Origin of the sequence: Saccharopolyspora phatthalungensis, assembly GCF_014203395.1 — a bacterium.
GTDB lineage: Bacteria > Actinomycetota > Actinomycetes > Mycobacteriales > Pseudonocardiaceae > Saccharopolyspora > Saccharopolyspora phatthalungensis.
Genome location: NZ_JACHIW010000006.1, coordinates 1 through 23,145 on the forward strand (window position 1 = coordinate 1; position 23,145 = coordinate 23,145).

Below are 23,145 nucleotides of genomic sequence, written 5' to 3' on the forward strand. Positions count from 1 at the left end.
TTCGGGAAGAGTAAGAGGTGGGGTTGCCAGCGGCTTGCGGAGTTCCGGGAGACCGAGGGTGGCGTGAGTCGGTCGGAGTTGGTGCAGCGGGAGCGGGAGGCGGGGTTGGCGGCGGTGTGGGCGGAGTTGCATCGTGCTGAGGAGGCCGGTGAGCCCCATACCGGGGCGTCGTTGGGGACGAAGTTCGGGAAGAGCTTGGTGTGGGGTTATGCGCGGCTCGCGGAGTTCAGAAGGAGGGAACGGGGCACGACCCAGGCACAGTTGGCTGCCGAGGCGCGGGATGCGGAGTTGGAGGCGGTGTGGGCGGAGGTGCGTCGGGCTGAGGAGGCCGGCAAGCCCCACACGGGTGCGACGTTGGGGAAGAAGTTCGGAAAGGGCAGGGCGTGGGGATACGCGCGGCTTGCGGAGTTTCGGGATTGGGAGGCGGGTGTGAGTGGTGCGGAGTCGGTGCAGCCGGAGCGGAATGCGCAGCGGGAGGCGGTGTGGGCGGAGGTGCGTCGCGCTGAGGAGGCCGGCAAGCCCCACACCGCTGCGACGTTGGGGAAGAAGTTCGGGAAGAGCGCGTCATGGGGTAAGCAGCGGCTTGCGGAGTTCAGGAGGAGGGAGGGGGGTGCGACCCAGGCGCAGCTGGTTGCCAGGGCGCGGGATGCGGAGTTGGAGGCCGTGTGGGCGGAGTTGCGTCGTGCTCGTGATGCGGGTGATCCCCACACGGGTCGGTCGTTGGCCGTCAAGTTTGGGAAGAACGCGTCGTGGGGTAAGGAGCGCCTTGCGGAGTTCAGGAGGAGGGAGGGGGTTGGTTCTGTTCCGGAGGTGTCGGCGACCGGGCGTGGTGCGCCGGCGGAAGGTGCGTTGGTCGTGGCTGGGCGGTCTGGCGCGGGTTCTGAGCTGCTATCGGCGGATGCCTCGACGGCTGAAAGCAGCGGGCGCAAGCGGCGTCGTCTGTCCTGGCCTACCGGGTGACTGCCGGTGGTGTTCCCACTCAGACACCGCGCCGCGGGTTATGTCTGGGTGTCGTGGACGGCGGCGTGAACTTCCGTGCGCAGTTGCGCCATGTCGGATGACTTCGCGGCGTACGGCTCGGCGGCGTCGGCGATGCCCTGCAAACGGTTCCGGCCCTGGCGTGACGAAAGCCCGCTGATCGCCGCGATCGCTTCCTGGCCGATCCGCATGCCGACGTCGAGGTCTCCGCCGCGGATGTAGAGCTCGGACAGGTTTGTCAGGTGGAACGCTCGCGTTGAAGCGTAGGTGAGGTTGGGGTCGTTGACGACGGCGTCTAGCTGTTCGATCGCTATCGGGACGAACGCGGGTTGGTTGCGGGCCAGCAGGCCCATCGCGTACGCCCGGCGCGCGGCGATTTCGGCTTCGGTGATGTGGCGGGCCCAGGGCGGCACGGTGTCCGGATGGATCGTCGCGAACGTCTCGCCCTCCATGTTCAACGAGTCGTGACACCGGTCAGCGTTGCCGAGCTGAGCGTGGCAGAGAGCCCGACTGGAGTAGAGCTCGGCGCGCATGCTTGCACTCGCGCCGTGGAGGTTGGTGTTCGCGACGTTGAAGCCGTGTTCGACCAGGCGCAGCGCCGAGCGCGCCTGGCTGCTGCGGTCGCGGGGCTCGCGCAGGGTCTGGAATGCGGCTTCGTTTAGCACCACGGTCGTCAGGTCGGTGCTGCGAGGGAGTTGTTCAGCGCGCTTGGCGCGGTTGAGGGCGAAAAGCCACAGCTGCTCGGCCTGATCGAGCCCTTGCATGTCCCAAGTTGCCTGGCCCGCGATCCACGCCAGGTACCCGATCGCCAGATCGACCCGTGCCCGGACTTCCTCGGTGCAGAGTGCGTCGTCGAAAGAACGGACCGCTTGTAGCTGTGCGAGTGCGGACGAATGGATCACCCCGCCGCCTTGTGCCTTGCCGGTTTGGCGGAGCCAGTCGGCCATGTTCTCGATTGCCTCCGCATCGGCGACGCCGATGCGGCGTCGTCGGACGGAGTCGGTGTGGGCGGGTAGCATCTCACTCAGTCGGGCGATATCGGGTTGGAGCGTGGAGCTCATTGTGATCCCGAGGACGATTGAGAGGAAATCTCTGCGTTCCACTCGGCTCACCTCCCTATTGGGGTCCAGGTTGCCAGATTCGGTGCCAAAACCCAACAGATGAGGCGGTATCCGTAGGGCGGTGGCGAGTTGTGCGACATGGAGTACGTCCCGCAGGTTCCGCTCGCCTCGTTCGACCAGCGAGATCATCTGCTGGGTGATGCCGATGAGTTCGGCGAACCGTTGCTGGGACAGTCCTGCGGCCTTGCGCACGGCCCGAAAAACCACGCAGAAGTCGTAATTCCCAAGAGCGTGCTGGAGCTCAGGCGCGTCATAGAAGCCCGCCGGAACCACCGGCTTTGTCCGGAGTTCCTCACAATTTAGGGAAAACAGGTGGATTTGAGCGTATCGGGAAAGCGTCACACCTGTAGTCCACCCGAGCGTGCCGAGCAACAACGGCCGTTGTACCACCGCGGTTGTTGGTTTAGCGGGGGATCTCGCCGTCCATTCGCGCGTGCTGCAGCTCGGCCGGATGCCGGACACATGCTCGGCCGGATGTTGGTGGGCAGGTTCCAGTTGTCCGGCGCTGGTCTGCGGAATGCGTCTCGGCTTGACGGCGTCGGGTGTTGGGGCGCACATTGGCGAGACCATTCGGGCAAGGCGCTTTGCCTCCCTGAGGCCGGATCTCATACTCGTGCACGGCGACATCGTGAGTGGCGACATCGTGAGTGGCGACATCGTGAGTACTGGGCCTGGTGAGCACTGGGCGGTAGAGGGGGCGTGATCGACCTCTTCGAGGGGCACGCACTTGGGCTACGCAACACGGATGGGAACCGTGTGATGCTCAGCATTGAGAACCCGATTCCAGTGACCGAGCGAGCGGTGTATTTCGGTCGCCGCAAGGTGAGGCCGCCGATCCGATGTCGACCGCGACAGTCCGTGTGCGTCAGGACCGGGTGGATCCATTCCCTCGTTCACGACGATGAGATGGCCGGGCTCTTGCTGTCGGGCGGTCCCGGGCCGGTGGTCGCAATGCGCTACCGGTGTGATGTGTCCCCTTCATCGGCGAGGCCGCAAACTACCGTTGCCGCCGTGCATCTATGCTCTCCTGCCCGATGATCAACGCGAAGGTCAAGAGTTCATGTTCCCTGCACTGAAAGTGGCGGTTCGATGAGCGCCGGCGGCTCTCGGGTGAAGTGTTGAACGGTGCTGCTTGATGGGACACGTGGTCTTGTCGTGGGAAAGTTGATGATGCTGCTGTGCCGGGTGGCTCAAGCCATTCGGCTGTTTGCCGTTGTTTCCGCCCCGAGTTGGTGGAGTGTGGAGAAGTCGATATCACACGGGCAGGGTGCGGCGGGTGCCGGGTGGGTCGTGGTTCTCTTAGGTTCCGTCGTTTTCTGAGTGGGTGGTGTGGGTGTCGATTGTGGTGCCGGAGGAGGTGAGGCGGCTTTTTCAGGTGTTGACGGGTGAGGATATGACGGATGCGGATGAGGATGCGTTGCTGGCGGTGGGGGAGGCGTTGGTGTCGGGTGCGGGTGCGGTGGAGGGGTTGACAGAGGAGTTGGGGGAGATGGTTTCGCGGGTGCGGGGTGAGTTTTCGGGTAAGGCGGCGGATCGGTTTGCTGAGCGGGTGGGGGGTTTTGGGGGTGTGTTGGAGGTCTCGGGTGGGGTGTTGCGGGGGTTGGGGGTGTTTGTGCGGGATGTGGGGTGGCAGGTGAAGTATTTGAAGTTTGTGACGGTGGGTGGGTTGGTGGTGTTGTTGGGGGAGATTGCGTGGGCGGTGGCGATGGCGGGTGCGACGGGTGGGGCGTCGTTGGCGTGGTTGGCGGCGAGGGTGGCGGTGATGCGGTTTGTGTTGTCGCGGTGGTGGGGTCAGTTGTTTATGCGGTTGGCTATGTGTGCGGGGGTGGGTGTGGGGTTGAACGTGTTGCCGGATGTGGTGGCGCAGGGTGTGTTGGTGTCGGAGGGGAAGGAGGGTTGGTCGGCGGGGTGGACGCGGGATGCGGCGGGTGTGGGGGCGATGTCGGCGATGGTGGGTCTGCCGATGTCGGCGTTGGGCAATGTGGTGGGCAAGACGGTGGCGCGGATGTTGGTGGCGGGGTTGGGTGATCAGGTGGACAGGGAGTTGTTGGAGGCGGCGGCGAGGCGGGCGGTGGAGGAGCATGCGGAGTTGTATCCGGTGTCGGGGTTGGCGCGGTTTGCGGATGTGGTGGCGGAGGCGGTGGATTCGTACGCGGGAATGTCGGTGCGGGGGTTGTGGGCGGCGCGGTTTGGTCGTGGGTTGGGGGAGTCGGTGGAGGAGGGTTTGACCGAAATGGTGGGTGAGTTGGTGTATGGGGTGGTTAGTGGTCAGGGTGTGCAGTTCAATCCGTTCTCGTTTACGGCGGGGGTGTCGGAGTCGGTGGCTTCGGGGGCGGGGAGGTTGGCGGGTCTGGTGTTGCGGGGTGAGTTGATTCCGCCGGGGACGCGCTATCGGGATGAGTCGGCCGCTGAGGCCGAGAAGACTCCACTGTTGTCGTCAGACTCCGAGTTGGAAACCGTTGATGGCACTGGCTTTTCGGATACGGGCGGTGGTGTCGGTGGTTTCCGGGCTGGTGAGATCGGGATGGGGGACGGCAAGACCGGGCTTGCCGAGGACAAGGGGACGGTGCCGGGTGTCGAAGGCGGGGCGGCTGAAGGCAAGGATCGGGTACCGCGTGCTCGGGTGGTTTCGTCGTCGGCGGGTTCTGCGGGGGTGTCGCATTCGGGGGTTATGTCAGCGGATGGTCGTTCTGCGTCCGGGCAGGTCGAGGAAGCACGGCCTACGAATTCGGTTGGTACCGGTCCGGGAACCCCAGACGGTTCGGTTGACATTGCTGACGGGGTTGGAATCCACTGGCGCAGCGGTGACTCGCAGGAGGTGACGAGTGACCGGCCTGTCCGGGGCGAGTCCACTGCGACGAATGGCCATGTGGATGGTGGTGTGCGGGGAGTCGAGGATGGCAAGACCGCAGTCACCGAGAAATCCGAGGACTTCCGGCCGGCGCCGCACTCCGGGGCCGTCGGAACAGAGGTGCCGGTAACGCGGGGCGAAGAGCGGCCCGACACACCCCCACCGCCGTACTCGCCCGCAACTCCGGATGCCGAACATGCCCGGCCCGGTACACCTCCACCGGCATATTCGCCTGCGGCGGGGGACGTTGAGCAGGTCGGGCACGGTGCACCACCACCGGTGCGCGGCGGGGATACACCGCCGGTCTTCACCCCGGATTCTGCCGGCGATCACACCGGACATCGACCGTCTGATGCGGACACGATTGGTGTGATCACGAACCGTGCACAACGGGATGATCCAGTCGACGCCGGGCGAGGCACCTCCGCCGGTACGGCACACGGTTCTGGCCGACCGCAGAGCCCCGCGCTGTCCACGACCAGCCGGGTTCCGCACGGGCAGGCGAACCCGGACGGCCTGCCGGGGCCATCTGCTGCTGTTCCGGTTTCGGCGGAAGCGGTGCTGCGGGATCTGCCGGATGTGGAGGCTGTGCCGGTGGCGGACGCGGCCGTGGCTGGGTCGGGTGTGCGGGGGGAGCCTGTGGCGGGAAGCGTGGCGCAGTGGTCGGTGCGGGATTTGCGGCGGGAGATCGAGCGGGCGTGGGGGGTGGATGGGCCCCGTGAGTCGGCGTTGTTGGTGGTGCAGCATACGCATGATGTGACGAAGTTGGTGGGGCATGAGCTTGTTTCGGTTGATGAGGTTGTTGAGTTGGTGGCGGCGAGGCATTTGGAACATGGCGTGGTTGAAGCACGGCGGTTTTCCCGGGACTTGGCGGCTTGGCTTGGTACGGAGGGTGATTCGTTAACCGTGCGTGCTGCGGCGGGGGCGGGTTCATCGGTGGCTGGCGAAGATGCGCAGGCGGGTGCTGATGTGCTGCGTGGCTCAATGGCTGCTGATCCGTTGCAGTCTAATTCTCTGCTGGGTGATGTGGATTCCTTTGCGGGAATTGCCGATTCGCAGCCATACGCTGACGATCCGTTGCCCGGCATGGTGACGTCTGATCCGTTGGAGCCTGATCACGAACGCGCCTTGCTGGCGTGGGCTGAGTCGACGGTCGATACGGCGTGGTGGTTGGCTGATTCGTCGAGGCATCCGTCGGGTTCTGGACGCGGTGAGCCTTTGGCTGGTCAAGCGGACGACGCGCTGGCAGCGGGCCGTCCGGTAGCGGGCGCGGAAGCGGTTGCGGTCGAAGGGTTTGGTAATGATCCGGATGGCCTGTCGTTCGCTGGCGACCTGGGTACGTGGTCATTTGACCCGTTGACTGCCGGGCAGCCGTCGGGTTTTGGGTGGGATGAGACCTCTGGCGATCATATGGCGGGTACGCCCGCGGTGGCGGCAGAGTGGTCTGTGGATGATCCGGTTCGGTTGCCTTTGGCCGGAGATGCGGGTGATTCTGGCGTGGGTGGGCGTAGCGGGCGTAAGCGGGGTCGTGTTGATGATTCGGATGATGAGGGTGGCGGGTCCGAGAGGCCACTTGGTCGTCCTTCGCGTCGGTTGGACCTGGTGAAGCAGGGCCGTGATGTGGAGGCGGTGTGGTCGGAGCTGCGTCGTGCTGATCAAGCTGGTGACCCCCACACGGGCAAGTCCTTGGCAGCCAAGTTCGGCATGAGCGTCTCGTGGGGTTATACGAGGCTAGCGGAGTTCCGAAAGCGGGAGGGGGGCGTGGGTCGGGCGGAGTTGATGCGGCGGGAGCGGGAGTCGGAGTTGGAGCGGATGTGGGCGGAGCTGCGTCGTGCTCGTGACGCAGGTGAGCTGCCCACCGGTGAGTCGTTGGCGGAGGCGTTCGGGAAGAGCGTCTCGTGGGGTTACGCGAGGATCGCGCAGTTTAGGGCGAGCGAGGTAGGCGATTCAGCTCCGGAGGTACCGGGGTCTGGGAGTGATAGGCCTACCGAAGGTGCGTTGGGCGTCGGTGTGGATGTGGTTGCGGCTGAGCGGTCCGGGGTGGCTGCTGAATTGTCCGGGGCAGAGCGGGCCGTGGCCGAGTCGAGTGCTCAGGGGGAGACGGCGGAGTCGGGGGCGGCGTTGGGTTCGTTCGTTGTTGCGGTGGAGATTGTGCGGGGAACGCATGATGTGGTGCGGCTGGCGCGTGAGGGCGCGTTGGCCAAGGTGGTGGAGCAGGTTGAGGAGAGCCTTCGTACGTCGGGTCGTGCCGAGGCATCGCGGTTCTCCCGGGAGTTGGCTGCCAGGCTGGGTTCACAAGGGACCGGGTTGGCCGTTCGCGCCGGAGCGGGTTCGGACTCGCCGGGAGGCGCCGAGAATTCCCAGGCAAACATTGCGGATTCGGCGGCCGCTGTTGATGAATCGGCGAGTGGCTTGATGATGGTTGATCCGTTCGGCTCCGGGCCGGGGCGTGACTTGCTGGAGTGGGCGGAGTCGACGGGCGATGTGGGGTCGTGGACGGTTGATCCGTCCGACTTTGGGCCGTCGTTGGGTTTTGGCTGGGACGTCGTTTCGGATGGTCGACCGGACGATGTGTCGGGTGCGGATCTGTCGCTTGCGGGCGCGGACGACGTGGGGTCGAGGCGGGTCGATGCGTTGAGTGTCGGGGAAGGTGTTGGGCGGGATGAGGTTTCGGGTGGTCGTTGGGATGATGTGCTGGGTGCTGATCCCTCGGTCGCGGATGTTGTTGCGGGTGAAGGGTTTGCGGACGCTCCGAGTGGCCTGTCGTTCGCCGACGACCCGGATTGGTGGTCGGTTGATCCATCGACCTTAGGGGAGTCGTGGGGTTTCGGGTGGCGTGGGGTTTCGGGTGGTCGTACGGATGATGTGCTGGGTGCTGGTCCCTCGGTCGCGGATGCGGATGTTGTTGCGGGTGAAGGATTTGCGGATGCTTCGGGTGGGTTGTCTTCGGCGGATGAGGGGGATGGATCTGTGGGGGAAAATAGCGGGCGCAAGCGGCGGCGTGTTGATGGCGCTGGCGATGAAGGTGTTGCGTCTGAGAGGCCGCCTGGCCCTCGCGTGCCCCGGCAGGGTGCGAGGAAGCGGATGCGGGAGGCGGAGCGGGAGGCGGCGTGGGCGGAGCTGTGTCGTGCCCAGGAAGCGGGCGAGCCCCACAACGGTGCGACATTGGCAAAGAAGTTCGGGAAGGGTAGGGCATGGGCATATCCGCTGCTGGCGGAGTTCAGAGAGCGAGAGGGGGGTGTGGATTGGTTGCAGTTGGCGCAGAAAGACCGGGATGCGGGGCTGGAGGCGGTGTGGGTGGAGTTGCGTCGTGCTCGTGCGGCGGGTGAGTCCCACACCGGTGAGTCGTTGGGGACAAGGTTCGGGAAAGGCTCGGCGTGGGGCAGGCAGCGGCTTGCGGAGTTCCGGAGGAGGGACGGGGGTACGCCCCCGGTGCAGTCGGCTGCCGCGGTGCGGGAGGCGGAGTTGGAGAAGGTGTGGGCGGAGGTGCGTCGTGCTCGTGAGGCGGGTGATCCGCACACGGGCAAGTCGCTGGCGAAGGTGTTTGGGAAGAGTGCGCCGTGGGGTGCGCAGCGGCTTGCGGAGCTCAGGGCGATCGAGGGGGATGTGAGCCGGTCGGAGTCGGCGCAGCGGCAGCGAGATGCGGTGTGGGTGGAGTTGCGTCGTGCTGGTGAGGCGGGTGAGTCCCACACCGGTGAGTCGTTGGGGAAGAAGTTCGGGAAGAGTAAAGCGTGGGGTTACGCGCGTCTTGGGGAGTTCCGGAGGAGGGAGGGCGGTACGACCCAGGCGCAGTTGATTGCCCAGGCGCGGCATGTGGTGCTGGAGGCGGTGTGGGCGGAGGTGCGTCGTGCTCGTGAGGCGGGTGAGCCCCACACCGGTGCGTCATTGGCGACCAAGTTCGAGAAAAGCGAGACGTGGGGTAAGGAGCGGCTTGCGGAGTTCCGGAGGAGGGAGGGCGGTACGCCCCAGGCGCAGTCGGTTTCCAGGGCGCGGGAGGAGGAGTTTGCGGAGGTATGGACGGAGGTGCGCCGTGCGCATGACGCGGGTGAGCCCCACACGGGTAAGTCGTTGGGGAACAAGTTCGAGAAGAGCGCGTCGTGGGGGAGGGTGCGGCTTGCGGAGTTCCGGAGGAGGGAGGGCGGTACGCCCCAGGCGCAGTCGGTTTCCAGGGCGCGGGAGGAGGAGTTTGCGGAGGTATGGACGGAGGTGCGCCGTGCGCATGACGCGGGTGAGCCCCGCACGGGTAAGTCGTTGGGGAACAAGTTCGAGAAGAGCGCGTCGTGGGGCAGGGTGCGGCTTGCGGAGTTCCGGAGCAGGGAGGGCGGTGGTTCTGCTTTCGCGGCGTCTGAGGGCGGAATGCCGGCGGAAACTGAGTCGGCCGAGAGTGCGAGTGTGGCTGAATCCCCTGGTCAGGGGGAGCCAGCGGACGTGTCGTCGGGTTGGCGTGATGTTGCGGTGGGGATTGTGCGAGGGACACATGATGTGGTCCGGCTGGCGCGTGAGGGCTCTTTGGACGACGTGGTGTATCAGGTTGCGGAGCGGGTTCGTGAGTTCGGTCGTGAGGAGGCGTTGCGGTTTTGCCGGGAGTTGGCGGCCAGGCTGGGTTCGCAGGGGACGGGGTTCGCTATTCGCGCCGGAGCGGGGCCGGATTCACCGGCCGGTGGCGAGAATTCACAGATGGGAGTTGCGGATTCGCTGGAGGCTGCTGATGTGAGGGACGGCTTGGTGACGTTCGATCCGATCGAGTCTGGGCCGGGGCGCGCGTTGCTGGGCTGGGCTGAGTCGGCTGATGATGGCGGATCCTGGTCGGTTGATCCGTCGAGCGTCGGACAGCCGTTCAATTTTGGGTGGGACGAGACTCGGGCCGTTCAACCGGATGACGCGCTGCCGGAAGGTATGTCGGTGGCGGGCACGGATCCGGCTGTGGCCGAATGGTTTGCAGGCGATTCGGGTGGGTTGTCGTCAGATTGGGAGGCGGGGTCGTGGTCGGTTGATCCGTTGGGCTTCGGGCCGTCGTTGGGTCTTGGGTGGGATGCGGCCCAGGGGGGTCACACTGTGGCGGAGGGTGTGTGGGGACCGGGTGCGGAGGTGGTTGCGGCCGAGTGGTATTCAGGCGATTCGGGTGGATATTCCTCCGCCGTGGATGCGGGTGGGTTGCCTGCGCTGGGTGGAACTGGCGGACTCAAGCGGCGTCGTGTCGATGATTCGGATGATGAGGATGCTAAGCCCGCTAGGCCGTCCGGTTGGGCGGTGACCAATGCGGTTGCGGTGAAGCGGAAGCAGGAGGTGGATTTGGGGGCGGTGTGGGCGGAGCTGCGTCGTGCCGATGAGGCGGGTCAGGTCCACTCCGGTGAGTCGTTGGGGAGGAAGTTCGGAAAGGGTTCGTCGTGGGGCCTCGTACGGCTTAGGGAGTTCAGGGGAAGACAGGGGGGAAAGAGCCGGGCGGAAGGGGTGAAGCTGAGGCGGGAGGCGGTGTGGGCGGAGATGCGCCGTGCTCGTGACGCAGGTCGGCCCTATACCGGCGTGACGTTGGGGAGGAAGTTCCGGAAGGGCGCGTCGTGGGGCTATGCGCAGCTCTCGGAGTTCAGGGCGAGCGAGGGGGGTGTGAGTCGGGCGGAGGTGGCGCAGCGGGAGCGGGATGCGGAGCGGGATGCGGTGTGGGCGGAGGTGCGTCGTGCGGATGCGGCGGGTGAGTCCCACACCGGTGCGGCGTTGGGAGCCAAGTTCGGAAAGAGCAGTTCGTGGGGCGAGGAGCGACTTGCCGAGGCCAAAAGGCTGAAGGGGGTGGGGTCTGGGCGCGGTGTGCCGGGGGAAGGCGCGGTTGTGGCTGAGCGGTTGGGGTCGGCTGCTGGGTTGTCCTCGGCAACTGCGGCTATGGCTGGTGTTCAGGCAAAGATGGCGGATCCGGGGGTGTTGCCGGGTTCACGTGATGTCGCGGTGCGGCCAGCGCGTGAGGAGGGGACGAGTCGGGCGGACGCGGAGAAGCGGAAGCGGGAGGAGGTGTGGGCGGAGGTCCGTCGTGCTCGTGATGCGGGTGAGCCGCACAGTGGCAGGTCGTTGGGGAACAGGTTCGGTAGGAGCGCATCGTGGGGTGTGCAGCGGCTTGCGGAGTTCAGGCGGAGGGAGGGAGAAGGGAGTCCGGCGGATGTGCTGAAGCAGCAGCGGGAGGAGGTGTGGGCGGAGCTGCGTCGCGCCCGCAGCGCGGGTGAGCCCCATACGGGAAAGTCGTTGGGAGCCAAGTTCAGACGGAGTACGTCTTGGGGTCTGTGGCAGCTTGACGAGTTCAGGAAGGCGGAGAACGGCAGTTCGGAGGCGGAGCCGTTGACGTCTGGAAGTGGCGCGCCAGCGGAAGGTTCGCCGACCGCGGATGCGATTGTGGCTGAACGGTCCGGGTTGGCTGCTGAGCGGTCCTCGGCCGCGGCTATGGCTGAGACGGGCGTTCAGGGGGAGACGGCGGAGTCGGGGGTATTGCCGGGTTCGCGTGATGTTGCGGCGGGGATTGTGCGAGGGACGCATGATGTGGTGCGGCTGGCGCGTGCGGGTGTCTTGGATGAGGTGGTGGATCGGGTTGCGACCAGGCTAGGTGAGTCCGGTCGAGCTGAGGCGTTGCGGTTTTCCCGGGAGTTGGCGGCCACGCTGGGTTCGCAGGGGACGGGGCTGGCCGTTCGCGCCGGAGCGGGGCCGGATTCACCCGAGGATACCTCGGCAGGCACTGAGGCTTCGCACTCGGCGGATGCAGACCCGGTAAGCGGGTCGGTGACCTTTGAGCAGTCCGAGTCCCAGCCCGGCCACGCTGTGCCGGAGTGGGCCGATCCGATGGCTGATGCGGGGGCGTGGTCGGCTGATCCGTTGCGTATTGAACGGTCGTTGGGCTTCGAGTGGAATGAGAATCTGGGCGGTCAAAGGGATAATGTGCTGGCCGCGGGCCCGTCGGACTCGGATGTGCTCGCGGCCGATTGGGTTGGGGATGATCGCGGTGGGTTGTCTTCCGTCGGGCAGGTGGGGTCGTGGCCGTTTGATCCGTTCGGCGTTGGGCAGTCATTCGATTTTGGGTGGGATGAGGTTCAGGCTGGTCGAGCCGGTGATGTGCTGGCGGCGGGCGCGTCGGTACCGGGTGCCGATGTGGTTGCGACCGGGTGGTTTGCGAATGATCCGAGTGGGTGGCCCTCCATGGCGGATGCGGGTGAGCTGGCTTCGGCGGCTGAAGGCAGCGGGAGCAGGCGGCGTCGTGTCGCAGACTCGGATGATGAGTCTGAGCGGCCGTCTGGTCCTCGGGCGCCGCGGGGGAACGCGGCAAAGCGGACGCGCGCGGTCGAGCCGGAGGAGGTGTGGGCGGAGGTTCGTCGTGCGGATGAGGCGGGTGAGCCCCACACCGGTCAGTCGTTGGGGACCAGGTTCGGAAAGAGCAACTGGTGGGGTAAGCAGCGGCTTAAGGAGTTGCGGGAACGGGAGGGGGAGGCTGGTCAGGCGGACGTGGCCAAGCGGGAGCGGGCAGCGCTTTTGGAGGAGGTGCGGGCGGAGGTTCGTCGTGCGGATGAGGCGGGTGGGCCCCACACCGGCGAGTCATTGGGGGCCAAGTTCGGAATGCGCAAAGGGTGGGGCTATAAGCAGCTCAGAATGTTCCGGCAGGACAGCCAGGAATTGCGCCGGTCTGATACGGCGAAGTGGGAGCCGGAGGAGGTGTGGGCGGAGTTGCGTCGTGCGGATGCGGCGGGTGAGCCCCACACCGGTCAGTCATTGGGGGCCAAGTTCGGAAAGAGCAACTGGTGGGGTAGGCAGCGGCTTAAGGAGTTGCGGGAACGGGAGGGCGCCCTGAGTCGGGCGGAGTTGGTTCAGCAGAAGCGGGATGCAGAGCGGGAGAAGGTGTGGGCGGAGTTGCGTCGTGCGGATGCGGCGGGTGAGCCCCACACCGGTACGACGTTGGCGGCGAAGTTCGGAAAGAGCGCGCCTTGGGGAAGGCAACGGCTCGCGGAGTTCAGCAGGCGGGAGGGCGGTACGACCCCGGCGCAGTTGGTTGCCGGGTCGCGGAATGCGGGGTTGGAGCCCGTGTGGGCGGAGTTGCGTCGTGCCGATGAGGCGGGTGAGCCCCATTCCGGTGCGACGTTGGCGAAGGCTTTTCGAAAGAGCAGTTCGTGGGGTTATGCGCGGCTTGCGGAGTTCAGGGCCGGCGAGCAGAGCATGAATCGAGTGGCCCGCAGCGGGCGGGAAGCGCAGGGCGTTGCGGATTCGCGTGCGACGGCTGATGAGTCGATGGGTGATGTGGCGGCGCTTGATCTGTTCGAGTCCGAGCCGGCACGCGCATTGCTGGACTGGGCTGAGTCGGCGGGTGATCCGGGTTCGTGGGCACTTGACCCGCAGATCTTTGGTCCGTCGAATTTTGAGTGGGATGAGGTTCCGGGCGGCCGAACGGATGACCTGCTGGCGGCGGAATCGGGCTTGGATGTGCTTGCGGCTGAGGAACTTTCGGACGTTCCCGGTGGATCGGCCGCGTTGAGTGAAAGCGGTGGGCGCGAAGGGGCTCGGGTTGCGGACTCGGGTGATGACGCTACGGAGCAGGGGAGGCCGTCTGGTCGGCGTGCGTCCCGGGCGGGTGCGGGGCAGCGGATGCGGGGGGCTGATTTGGGGGCGGTGTGGGCGGAGGCGAGTCGTGCTCTTGACGAGGGTGAGCCCCATACCGGTCCGTCATTGGCGGCCAAGTTCAAGAAGAGTAATGCGTGGGGGTACGAGCGGCTTGCGGAGTTCCGGGAGCGGGCGGGGAATGGAGATCCGGCGGAGGTGGCCAAGCGGGAGCGGGACGCGAAGTTGGAGCCGGTGTGGGCGGAGGTGCGCCGTGCCGAGGCGGCGGGTCAACCCCACAGCGGCAGTTCATTGGGGGCCAAGTTCGGAAAGAGCAAGTCGTGGGGTAAGCAGCGGCTCAAGGAGTTGAGCGAGCGGGAGGGGAATGCGGGTCGGGCGGAGGTGGCCAAGCGGGAGCGGGCTGCGGAGTTGGAGCGGGTGTGGGCGGAGGTGCGTCGTGCTGAGGCGGCGGGTGACTGCCACACCGGTGTATCGCTGGCAAGGAAGTTCGGGAAGAGCCAGACGTGGGGTTTGGCGCGCCTTGCCGAGTTCAGGAAGAAGTTCCGGTCTGGGAGTGGCTTGCAAGACCCATCGGCCGTGGGCATGGACATGGTTGAGGCTGAACGGTCTGCGGTGGTTACCGAGTCGTCCTCGGCAGATGTTGCGGTGTCCGGGCCCAGTACCCGGGGTAACGCCGCGAAGGCGTCGTTGGGTCCGCGTGATGTTGCGGTGGGGGTTGTGCGGAGGACGCATGATGTGGTGCGGCTGGCGCGTGACGGTGTCCTGGACGAGGTGCTGGAGCAGGTTGCGGAGCAGGTTCGTGGGTTCGGTCGTGCTGAGGCGTTGCGGTTTTCGCGGGAGTTGGCGGAGAGGTTGGGTTCGCGGGGGACGGCCTTGACTGTTCGCGCTGGGGCGGGGTCGGATTCATCGGCCGGTGCGGAGGAGTCGTCGCCGGGTGGGGAGTCGTCGGCGGTTTCTGCCGCGGGGTTGGGTGGTTTTGTGTCGGCCGATCCGTTGGAGTCCGAGCCGGCGCGGGCTTTGCTGGGGTGGGCGGAGTCGGTAGGTGAGGTGGGGTGGGGTGATCCGGCGAGCTTGGGGCAAGCGTGGGGTCTTGGGTGGGGTGAGCTTCAGGGCGGTCAGGCGGGTGAGATGCCGGCTCAGTCGGTGGGGCGTGGGGATGTGGTTGCTGCTGGGGGGTTTGCGGGTGATGTGGGTGGGTTGTCTTCGGTGGATGAAGGAAGCCGACGCAAGCGGGGTCGTGTTGCTGAGCCGGATGATGAGGACGCTGAGTCGCAACGGTCGAAGCGGAGCCGGGGGCCGGGAGCCGGGGAGGTGTGGGCGGAGCTGCGTCGTGCCGAAGAGGCGGGTGAGCCCCACACCGGCAAGTCGTTGGCGGGCAAGTACGGAAAGAGCAGGTCGTGGGGCGTCGATAGGCTTGCGGTGTTCAGAAAGGGTGCGGCTGAGCGGAAAACGGATCCGAAGGAGGTGTGGGCGGAGGTACGTCGTGCTGATCAGGCGGGTGAGCCCCACACCGGTCCGTCGTTGGCGGCCAAGTTCGGAAAGGGCAAGTCGTGGGGTTGGGAGCACCTTAGGGAGTTCAGGAAAGAGGAGGTGGGGGTTGTCCCGGCGGAGTTGGCGAAGCGGGAGCGGGAGGCGGAGTTGGAGCGGGTGTGGGCGGAGCTGCGTCGGGCTCGTGACGCGGGCGAACCCCACAATGGTGAGACGTTGCGGATCAAGTTCGGAAGGAGTCTCAGGTGGGCTGATCAGCGGCTTGCGGAGTTCAAGAGGATCGAGGGGGGCGTGAGTCGGGCGGACGTGACGAAGCGGGAGGCTGAGTTGGAGCGGGTCTGGGCGGAGCTTCGTCGGGCTCGTGACGCGGGTGAGACCCACACCGGTGAATCGTTGGGGAAGGCGTTCAACAAGAGCGGATCGTGGGGTTTGCTGCGGCTCGCGGAGTTCCGGAAGCTACTGGAGGGGGGTCTGAGTCGGGCGGAGGAGGTGAAGCGGGAACGGGAAGCGGAGTTGGAGCCGGTGTGGGCGGAGCTTCGTCGGGCTGATGGTGCGGGCCAGCCCCACAGCGGTAAATCGTTGGCGGCCAAGTTCGGGAAGAGTAGGTCGTGGGGTGATCATCGGCTCGTGGAGTTCCGGGAGAGGGAGGGGGGCGCGAGTCGGGGGGATGCGGTGAAGCGGAATCGGGAGGCGGTGTGGGCGGAGCTGCGTCGGGCTCGTGACGCGGGTGAGACCCACACCGGTGAAACGTTGGGGAAGGCGTTCAAAAAGAGTAGTTCGTGGGGTACGCGGCGGCTTGCGGAGTTCCGGAGTTCGGAACGCGGTGGGTCGGTTCCGGAGACCTCGGCGGCGGGTGTGGATGTGGTTGGGGTGCAGCGGTCGGGGTTGGTTTCGGAGTTGGTGGGGTTGGTGGGTTCGTTGCGGGGGTTGTTGGTTGGTGCGCCGGTGGGGTATGAGCCTGGGTTGCGTGCGCGGGTGGAGGAGTGGTGGGTGCGGTTGGGACGGGGTGAGTTGGGTGGCGCGGATGTGGGGAATTTGCGTCGGCGGGTGAGTCAGGCTGCGGCGTTGGTGGAGCGGGTGCGGGCTGATCGGTTGGGTTGGGGTGTGGGTGGCAGTGCCGTGGAGGGTCAGCCGGCCGCAGGGGTGGTTGAGGCGGGGTCGTCGGGGCTGGTTTCGGGGGTGTCCACGGCAGAAGCGGCTGGATCGTTCGTGCACGCTACCGAGGACGTGGCTCCGCAGGAGAGCACTAGGTCGAAGGAGGCGCCCTCTGAGGCGTCTGGTCCGGTGGCTGATTCGGGGGCCTGGCCGATTGATCCGGCGAGCGTTGACTGGTCGTGGGGGGCCGGGGTGGGTTCGGGTGACGAGACCGGGTTGAGTGATGCGGTCGGTGCGGACACGGCTCATCGCTTCGGAGCCCCGGTGTGGATGAGTGGGGGCGGCGACGGTCTGGAAGTTGTTGATTTTACGGGGGATGCCAAGGCTGGGTTGACGTCTCGGTGTCATGCGGCGGCGGCGTCGTTGCGGCGTCTTTCGGCCGTTGCGCCGCCGGAGTATCGGGCCGTGGTGAGCCGGCAGATCGTGCGGTGGTTGAATATCGCGTCGGGTCTTTCGTACCGGCGTGCGGATGTGGTGGGGCTGCGGGAGCAGGCGGATGCTCAGGCTCGGGCTGATGTCGAGCTTGGGGAGTTGGTGGAGTTGGATGGTGCGGCGAGTGCGGTGTTGGAGGAGGGGCGGGGTGTGTACGGGGATGAGGCTGTGGATGGTTTGTTGCTGGAGGCGGCGCAGCGCCTTGGCAGTACCCTTGGGGAAGTTCCTTCGTTTCGTCGTGTGATTGCGCATCAGTTGTTGCGGGATCGGGATGATGTGGCGGCTGTTGATGCGTTGCGGCGCAGGTTGTCGGGGTTGATGGCTACGGCGTTGGGTGTGAGTGCCGGTGCGGGCCCGGTGGGGGGTGGGTTCCTGCCGAGGCCGCGTGATGAGGTGTCGGTGCGGGCGGGTGCAGAGGATTCCGATGTCGATGGTGTGGTGTCGGAGGATGAGTGGGATCGGTTGCGGGAGCGGCTGGATCGGTTGCGGGTGTCGGGCGATCGCGTGGTCGGTGTTCGTGTCGGTTCGGCTGATTCGCCGGGGCTGGATGGTTTCCCACACGGTAATGACTCCCTGCGCCGTCTGTCCTGGCCTGGGGTAAACGCCGTGGACAAGCCGATTTCGGGCCCGGTGTCTGAACCGCCGGCGGCGGGGTTCGGTGACGACGTTTCGGCGGAGGGTGGGCCGGGGAGGGTATCTACCGACGACGACGGGACGCGACGCCGAAGTTCCTGGCCCGGTGCGAGCGATTTCAATGGAAATCAGCGCGCTGATTTCCATTGAAATCGTCAACCCAGTGTTGGGTTATGCCTGGGTGTCGTGGACGGCGGCGTGAACTTCCGTGCGCAGTTGCGCCATGTCGGATGATTTCGCGGCGAAGGGCTCGGCGGCGTCGGCGATGGCCTGCAAGCGGCCTCGCATGTGGCGCGATGAAAGCCCGTTGACGGCCGTGATTGCTTCGTGGCCGATCCGGATGCCGGTGTCGAGGTCTCCGTCGCGGATGTAGAGCGCGGACAGGGTGGGGAGGTGGGATGCGCGTGTTCGTGCGTAGGTGAGGTTGGGGTCGTTTATGACGGCGTCTAGTTGTTCGATTGCTGTCGGGACGAATTCGGGCTGGGTGCGGGCCAGCAGACCCAGCGCGAGCGCCCGGTGCGAGGCGATTTCGGCTTCGGTCATGTGGCGGTCCCAGGGCGGCACGTTGTCCGGCTGGATCGCAGTGAACGCCTCGGCGTCTCGGTTCAACTCGTCGTGGCACTGGTCAGCGTTGCCGAGTGTAGCGTGGCAGTAAGCCCGTTTGGAGTGGAGTTCAGCGCGTACGCTTGCGCTCGCGCTGTGGATGCTGGTATTCGCGACGTTGAAGCCGTGCTCGACCAGGCGTAGCGCCGAGCGCGCCTGGCGGCTGGGGTCGTGGCGCTGTCGCAGGACCTGGTACGCGCTGTCGAGCAGCACCGCTACCGTCAGGTCGGTGCTTCGGGGGTGTTGTTCGGCTCGTCTGGCGCGGTTGAGGGCGAAAAGCCATAGCCGTTCGGCTTGATCGTGTGCTTCGGTGTCCCAGAAGGCCCAGCCCGCGATCCGCGCCAGGTCTGCGATCGCCAGGTCGACGCGTGCTCGGACTTCGTCGGTGCAGAGTGCGTTGTCGAAGGAACGGACCGCTTGTAGCTGTGCGAGGGCGGCCGAATGGATTAGTCCGCCGCCTTGTGCGTAGACGGTTTGGCGGAACCAGTCGGTCATGTTCTCGATTGCCTCGGCGTCGGCTACGCCGATGCGGCGTCGCCGGATCGAGTCGGTCTGGGCGGGCAGCATCTCACTCAGGCGGGCGATGTCGGGATGGAGCGTGGAGCTCATCGTGATCCCGAGGACGATTGAGAGGAAGTCTCTGCGTTCCACCTGGCTCACCTCCCTATTGGGGTCCAGGCTGCCAGATTCGGTGCCAAAACCCAACAGATGGGGCGGTATGCGTAGTGCGTTGGCGAGTTGTGCGATATGGAGTACGTCCCGCAGGTTCCGCTTGCCTCGTTCGACCAGCGAGATCATCTGCTGGGTGATGCCGGTGAGTTCGGCGAACCGTTGCTGGGAGAGTCCTGCGGCCTTGCGTACGGCCGGAAATACTTGGCGGAAGTCGTAATTCCGGAGGGCGTTCTGGAGTTCGGGTGTGTCGTAGAAGCCTGCCGGAACCAGTGGTTTTGTCCGGCGGCATGGGGCACATGTTGTATCGGAATTGCCTGCGCGCAAACACGAACCACATTCGGTGCAGTGACGCCGCATTTGAGAGTTCCTCGCAATTTTGGGGAAGCCAGGTGGGTTTTGAGCGTATTGGGAAAGCGTCACACCTGTAGTGCACCCGCGCGTGTCGAGCAACAACCGCAGTCGTACCACCGCGGTTGTGGGAGCGGCCCCGGCGTTTTCACGCGAAATCGGCGTTTCTCCCGGCGATGGACACCAGAGGCGTCGTCGGACGGTGCCGTGCTGGCTGGTCCGTGAACCGGAGGGGCGTGGCGGGTGGCGGACTCCGGGAACTGGGGAGCGAACTGCTGCTCGGCTTGGCCGGCCGGATGCCGGACAAGTGCTTGGCCGGGTGTTGGTGGGCGGCGTCTTTGTTCGGCCCTGGTCCGCAGGCTTCTCGGCTTAACGGCGTCGGGTGTTGGGGTGCACATTGGCGGGAACATTCGGGCAAGGCGCGTTGCGTTCGCCGAGCGGGTCAGCGATGGCCGGACTCTTGGTGTCGGGCGGTCAGGGACCCGTGGTCGGTACGCGCTACCGGTGTGATGTGTGCAGTTCATCAGCGATGCCGCAAACTACCGATGCCGCTATGCATCTATGCTGCTGCTCGTGATCCACACGAAGGTTAAAAGGTCATGTTCCCGGCCGTGAAAGTGGCGGTTCGATGGGGACCGGCGCGTTTTAGGTGAAGTGTTGAACCGTGCTGCTTCGTAGGACACGTGGTCTTGTCGTGGGGACGTTGATGACGCTTGTGTGCCGGATGGCTCAGGACATTCGGCCGTTTGCCGTTGTTCCCGCCGCGCGTTGGTGGAGTGTGGCGGTGTCCGTATCGCGCGGGGTGGGTGGGGCGGTTGCGGGGCGGGTCGTGGTTTTCTTAGGTTCCGACGTTTTCTGAGTGGGTGGTTTGTGTGTCTGTGATGGTGCCGGAGGAGGTGAGGCGGCTTTTTCAGGTGTTGACGGGTGAGGATATGACGGATGCGGATGAGGATGCGTTGCTGGCGGTGGGGGAGGCGTTGGTGTCGGGTGCGGGTGCGGTGGAGGGTTTGAGGGATGGGCTACGGGAGGTGGTGGCGCGGGCGCGGGGTGAGTTTTCGGGTAAGGCGGCGGATCGGTTTGCGGAGAATGTGGGGGGTTTTGTGGGTGCGTTGGAGGTCTCGGGTTCGGCGTTGCGGGGGTTGGGGGTGTTTGTGCGGGATGTGGGGTGGCAGGTGAAGTATTTGAAGTTTGTGACGGTGGGTGGGTTGTTGGTGTTGTTGGGGGAGATTGCGTGGGCGGTGGCGATGGCGGGTGCGACGGGTGGGGCGTCGTTGGCGTGGTTGGCGGCGCGGGTGGCGGTGATGCGGTTTGTGTTGTCGCGGTGGTGGGGTCAGTTGTTTATGCGGTTGGCGGTGTGTGCGGGGATGGGGGTGGGGTTGAACGTGCTGCCGGACGTCGTGGCACAGGGTGTGCTGGTGGCGGAGGGCAAGCACGGCTGGTCGGCGCAGTGGACGCGGGATGCGGCGGGTGTGGGGGCGATGTCGGCGGGGGTGGGGTTGCCGTTGTCGGCGTTGGGCAATGTGGTGGGCAAGTCGGTGGCGCGGGTGCTGGTCGCGGGTCTGGGTGATCAGGTGGATCGGGAGTTGTTGGAGGCGGCGGCGCGGCGGGCTGCCGAGGAGAATGCGGAGTTCAATCCAATATCGGGGTTGGCGAAGTTTGCGGATGTGGTGGCGGAGGCGGTGGATTCGTACGCGGGAATGTCGGTGCGAGGAATGTGGGCGGCGCGGTTTGGTCGGGGGCTGGGGGAGTCGTTGGAGGAGGGTTTGACGGAGATGGTGGGTGAGTTGGCATATGGGGTGGCCAGTGGTCAGGGTGTGCAGCTGAATCCGTTTTCGTTCACGGCGGGGGTGTCGGAGTCGGTGGCTTCGGGCGCGGGGAGGTTGGCGGGTCTGGTGTTGCGGGGTGAGTTGATACCGCCGGGTAGGCGTTATCGGGACGGTTCGATCAGTGGTGACGAGAAGGCTCCTTTGTTGTCGTCGGATTCTGAGTTGGAAACCGGTGAAGGCAAGGAGTTTGCGGTTTCGGGTGGTGTTGGTGGTTTCCGTGCTGGTGTGGTTGGGACGGAGGGCGGCAAGACCGGGGCTGCTGAAGGCAGGGATCGGGTACCGGATGCTCGGGTGGTTTCGTCGTCGGCTGGTGCTGCGGGGGTGTCGCATTCGGGCGTTATGTCAGCGGATGGTCGTTCTGGGGCCGGGCATGTCGAGGCCCCTCGGCCCACGACTTCGGCTAGTGCGGGTCTAGGAACCCCAGCCGGTTCGGTTGGTGTTGGCTCCAGCGCGGCTTCTGCTGGTGATCTGGGGCAGGGGGGTGTGGGCCCGGATTCTGGGAAGCCGTCGCATGGTCAGGACGTGACGAGTGACCGGCCCGTCCGGGGCGAGTCCACCGCGGCCGATGGCCGTGTGGACGGTGGTGTCCGGTGGGATGAGGATGGCAAGACCGGAATCACCGAGAAGTCCGAGGACTTCCCGCTGGCGCCGCACTCCGGGACTGTCGGCTCGGATGTGCTGGTGAGGCCAGATAAAAACCGGGCCTTTACACCGCCACCGCCGTACTGGTCTGCAACTCCGGATGCCGAACATGCCCGGCCTGGTACACCGCCACCGGCATATCCGCCTGCGGTGGACGTTGAGCATGTCGGGCCCGGTGCACCGCCACCGGCGCACTCGGCTGAGCATGCGGTTGGGCGGGTCGGTGAGGATACACCGCCGGTCTGGGCTTCTGGCGGCGATCACACCGGATCTCGGTTGTCTGATGTGGACAATCCTGGTGCGCAACGGAATGAGCCTGCCGAAGCTGCGCAGGACACCTCCGCTGGTTTTGGTCACGCCTCTGGTCCATCGCCGGACCCCGCGCTGTCCACGACGAGCCGGGTTCCGCACGGTCAGATGAATCCGGACGGCGTCCCGCTTGTGGGGCGGGAGCCGTGGCGGAGGTGGTTTGCTGCCGCGGATGGGTCTCGTCCTCGGCCGGTGGGTGAGTCGGGGTGGATCGAGGCGGGGGAGCGGTTTGTCGAGGGGGGCAAGGGTCTAGGTGTGGGGCCTTCTGCTGCTGTGCCGGGTTCGGCGGGAGCGGCGCGGCGGGATCTGCCGGATGGGGGGTCGGTGTCGGGGGTGGCGGAGTCTCGGTCGGTGGCGGGCATGGCCGTGGCAGGGTCGGGTGTGCGGGGGGAGGTTGTGGCGGGGGGTGTGGCGCAGTGGTCGGTCCGGGATTTGCGGCGGGAGATTGAGCGGGCGCGGTTGGTGGTTGGGCCGCGTGAGCCGGCGTTGGCGCTGGTGCAGCACACGCATGATGTGACGCAGCTGGCCGGTCATGGGCTCGTTTCGGTTGCCGAGGTGGTTGAGCTGGTGGCGGCGAGGCGTCTGGAGCAGGGCGTTGCTCAGGCCCGGCGGTTCTCGCGGGAATTGGCGGTTTGGCTTGGTACGGAGGGTGACTCGCTGGGCGTGCATGCTGGGGCGGGGGTGGATTCACCTGCGGCTGGTGCTGGTTCGCAGGCCGGTGCTGATGAGGATGCTGAGCCCGGGGCGCAGTCTCCTCGGCGCGTGCCCCCGGCGAAGGCCGTGGGGCGGGGCCGGGTGGTGGATTTGGAGGAGGTGTGGGCGGAGGTGCGTCGTGCTGATGAGGCGGGTCAGCCTCACACAGGTCCGTCGTTGGGGGAAGTGTTCGGCGGGAGCTCGAGGTGGGGCTATAAGCGGCTCGCGGAGTACCGGAAGGAGGCGGGTGTGAGTCGGGCGGAGGTGCTGTATCGGGAGCGGGAGAAGGTGTGGGCGGAGGCACGCCGTGCTCGTGAAGCGGGCAGGCCCCACAACGGAGCGACGTTGGCGAAGGCGTTCGAAAAGAGTGTGTCGTGGGGTAAGGATCGGCTTGCGGAGTTCAGGAGGAGGGAAGGAGGTAGGCCGGCGGTTAGGGGAGAGAGCAAGTCGACGGTGGAGTTGGCGGCGGTGTGGGGGGAGGAGCGTCGTGCTGATGAGAGGGGTGAGCCTCATAGCGGACAGACGTTGGGGAAGGCGTTCGAAAAGAGTGCGTCGTGGGGTAAGGACCGGCTTGCGGAGTTCAAGCAGGGGGAAGGTAGTACGACCGAGGCGCAACCGCTCGTGGGAGATGCGGCGCTGGAGGCGGTGTGGGCGGAGCTGCGGCGTGCTCGTGATGCGGGTGAGCCACACACAGGTAAGTCGTTGGCTGGGGTGTTCGGGAAGAGCGCGTCGTGGGGAAATAAGTGGATTGCGGTGTTCAGGAGGAGGGAGCGGGATGTGGGGCGGGCAGCTGGGGCAAGGAGGAATTCGGAGGCGG

Annotated in this window: 5 protein-coding genes; 3 read left to right on the forward strand and 2 right to left on the reverse strand. The window is 66.1% G+C overall.

All coding sequences use genetic code 11. The features are described from left to right. Positions 1-960, forward strand: a 960-nt coding sequence (locus tag BJ970_RS36860; protein WP_221468625.1) for a hypothetical protein, incomplete at its 5' end; no start/stop codon positions are given. Positions 961-998: 38 nt separating this feature from the next. Here BJ970_RS36860 and BJ970_RS36865 read toward each other — a convergent pair. Next, positions 999-2,306, reverse strand: coding sequence for a helix-turn-helix domain-containing protein (locus BJ970_RS36865; RefSeq protein WP_184733262.1), 1,308 nt, complete (start codon positions 2,304-2,306; stop codon positions 999-1,001). Positions 2,307-3,432: 1,126 nt separating this feature from the next. Here BJ970_RS36865 and BJ970_RS36870 point away from each other — a divergent pair. Further along, positions 3,433-17,385, forward strand: a complete 13,953-nt coding sequence (locus BJ970_RS36870) for a WXG100-like domain-containing protein (protein WP_184733263.1) — start codon at positions 3,433-3,435, stop codon at positions 17,383-17,385. A 21-nt stretch (positions 17,386-17,406) separates the two neighbouring features. Here BJ970_RS36870 and BJ970_RS36875 read toward each other — a convergent pair whose 3' ends face one another. Continuing rightward, positions 17,407-18,834 (reverse strand): helix-turn-helix domain-containing protein, encoded by a 1,428-nt coding sequence (locus BJ970_RS36875; protein WP_184733266.1) that lies wholly within the window; start codon positions 18,832-18,834, stop codon positions 17,407-17,409. A gap of 905 nt (positions 18,835-19,739) precedes the next feature. Between BJ970_RS36875 and BJ970_RS36880 the strand changes: the two genes are divergently transcribed. Then, positions 19,740-23,145: WXG100-like domain-containing protein (locus tag BJ970_RS36880; RefSeq protein ID WP_446689116.1), on the forward strand; the 3,406-nt coding region annotated here is incomplete at its 3' end.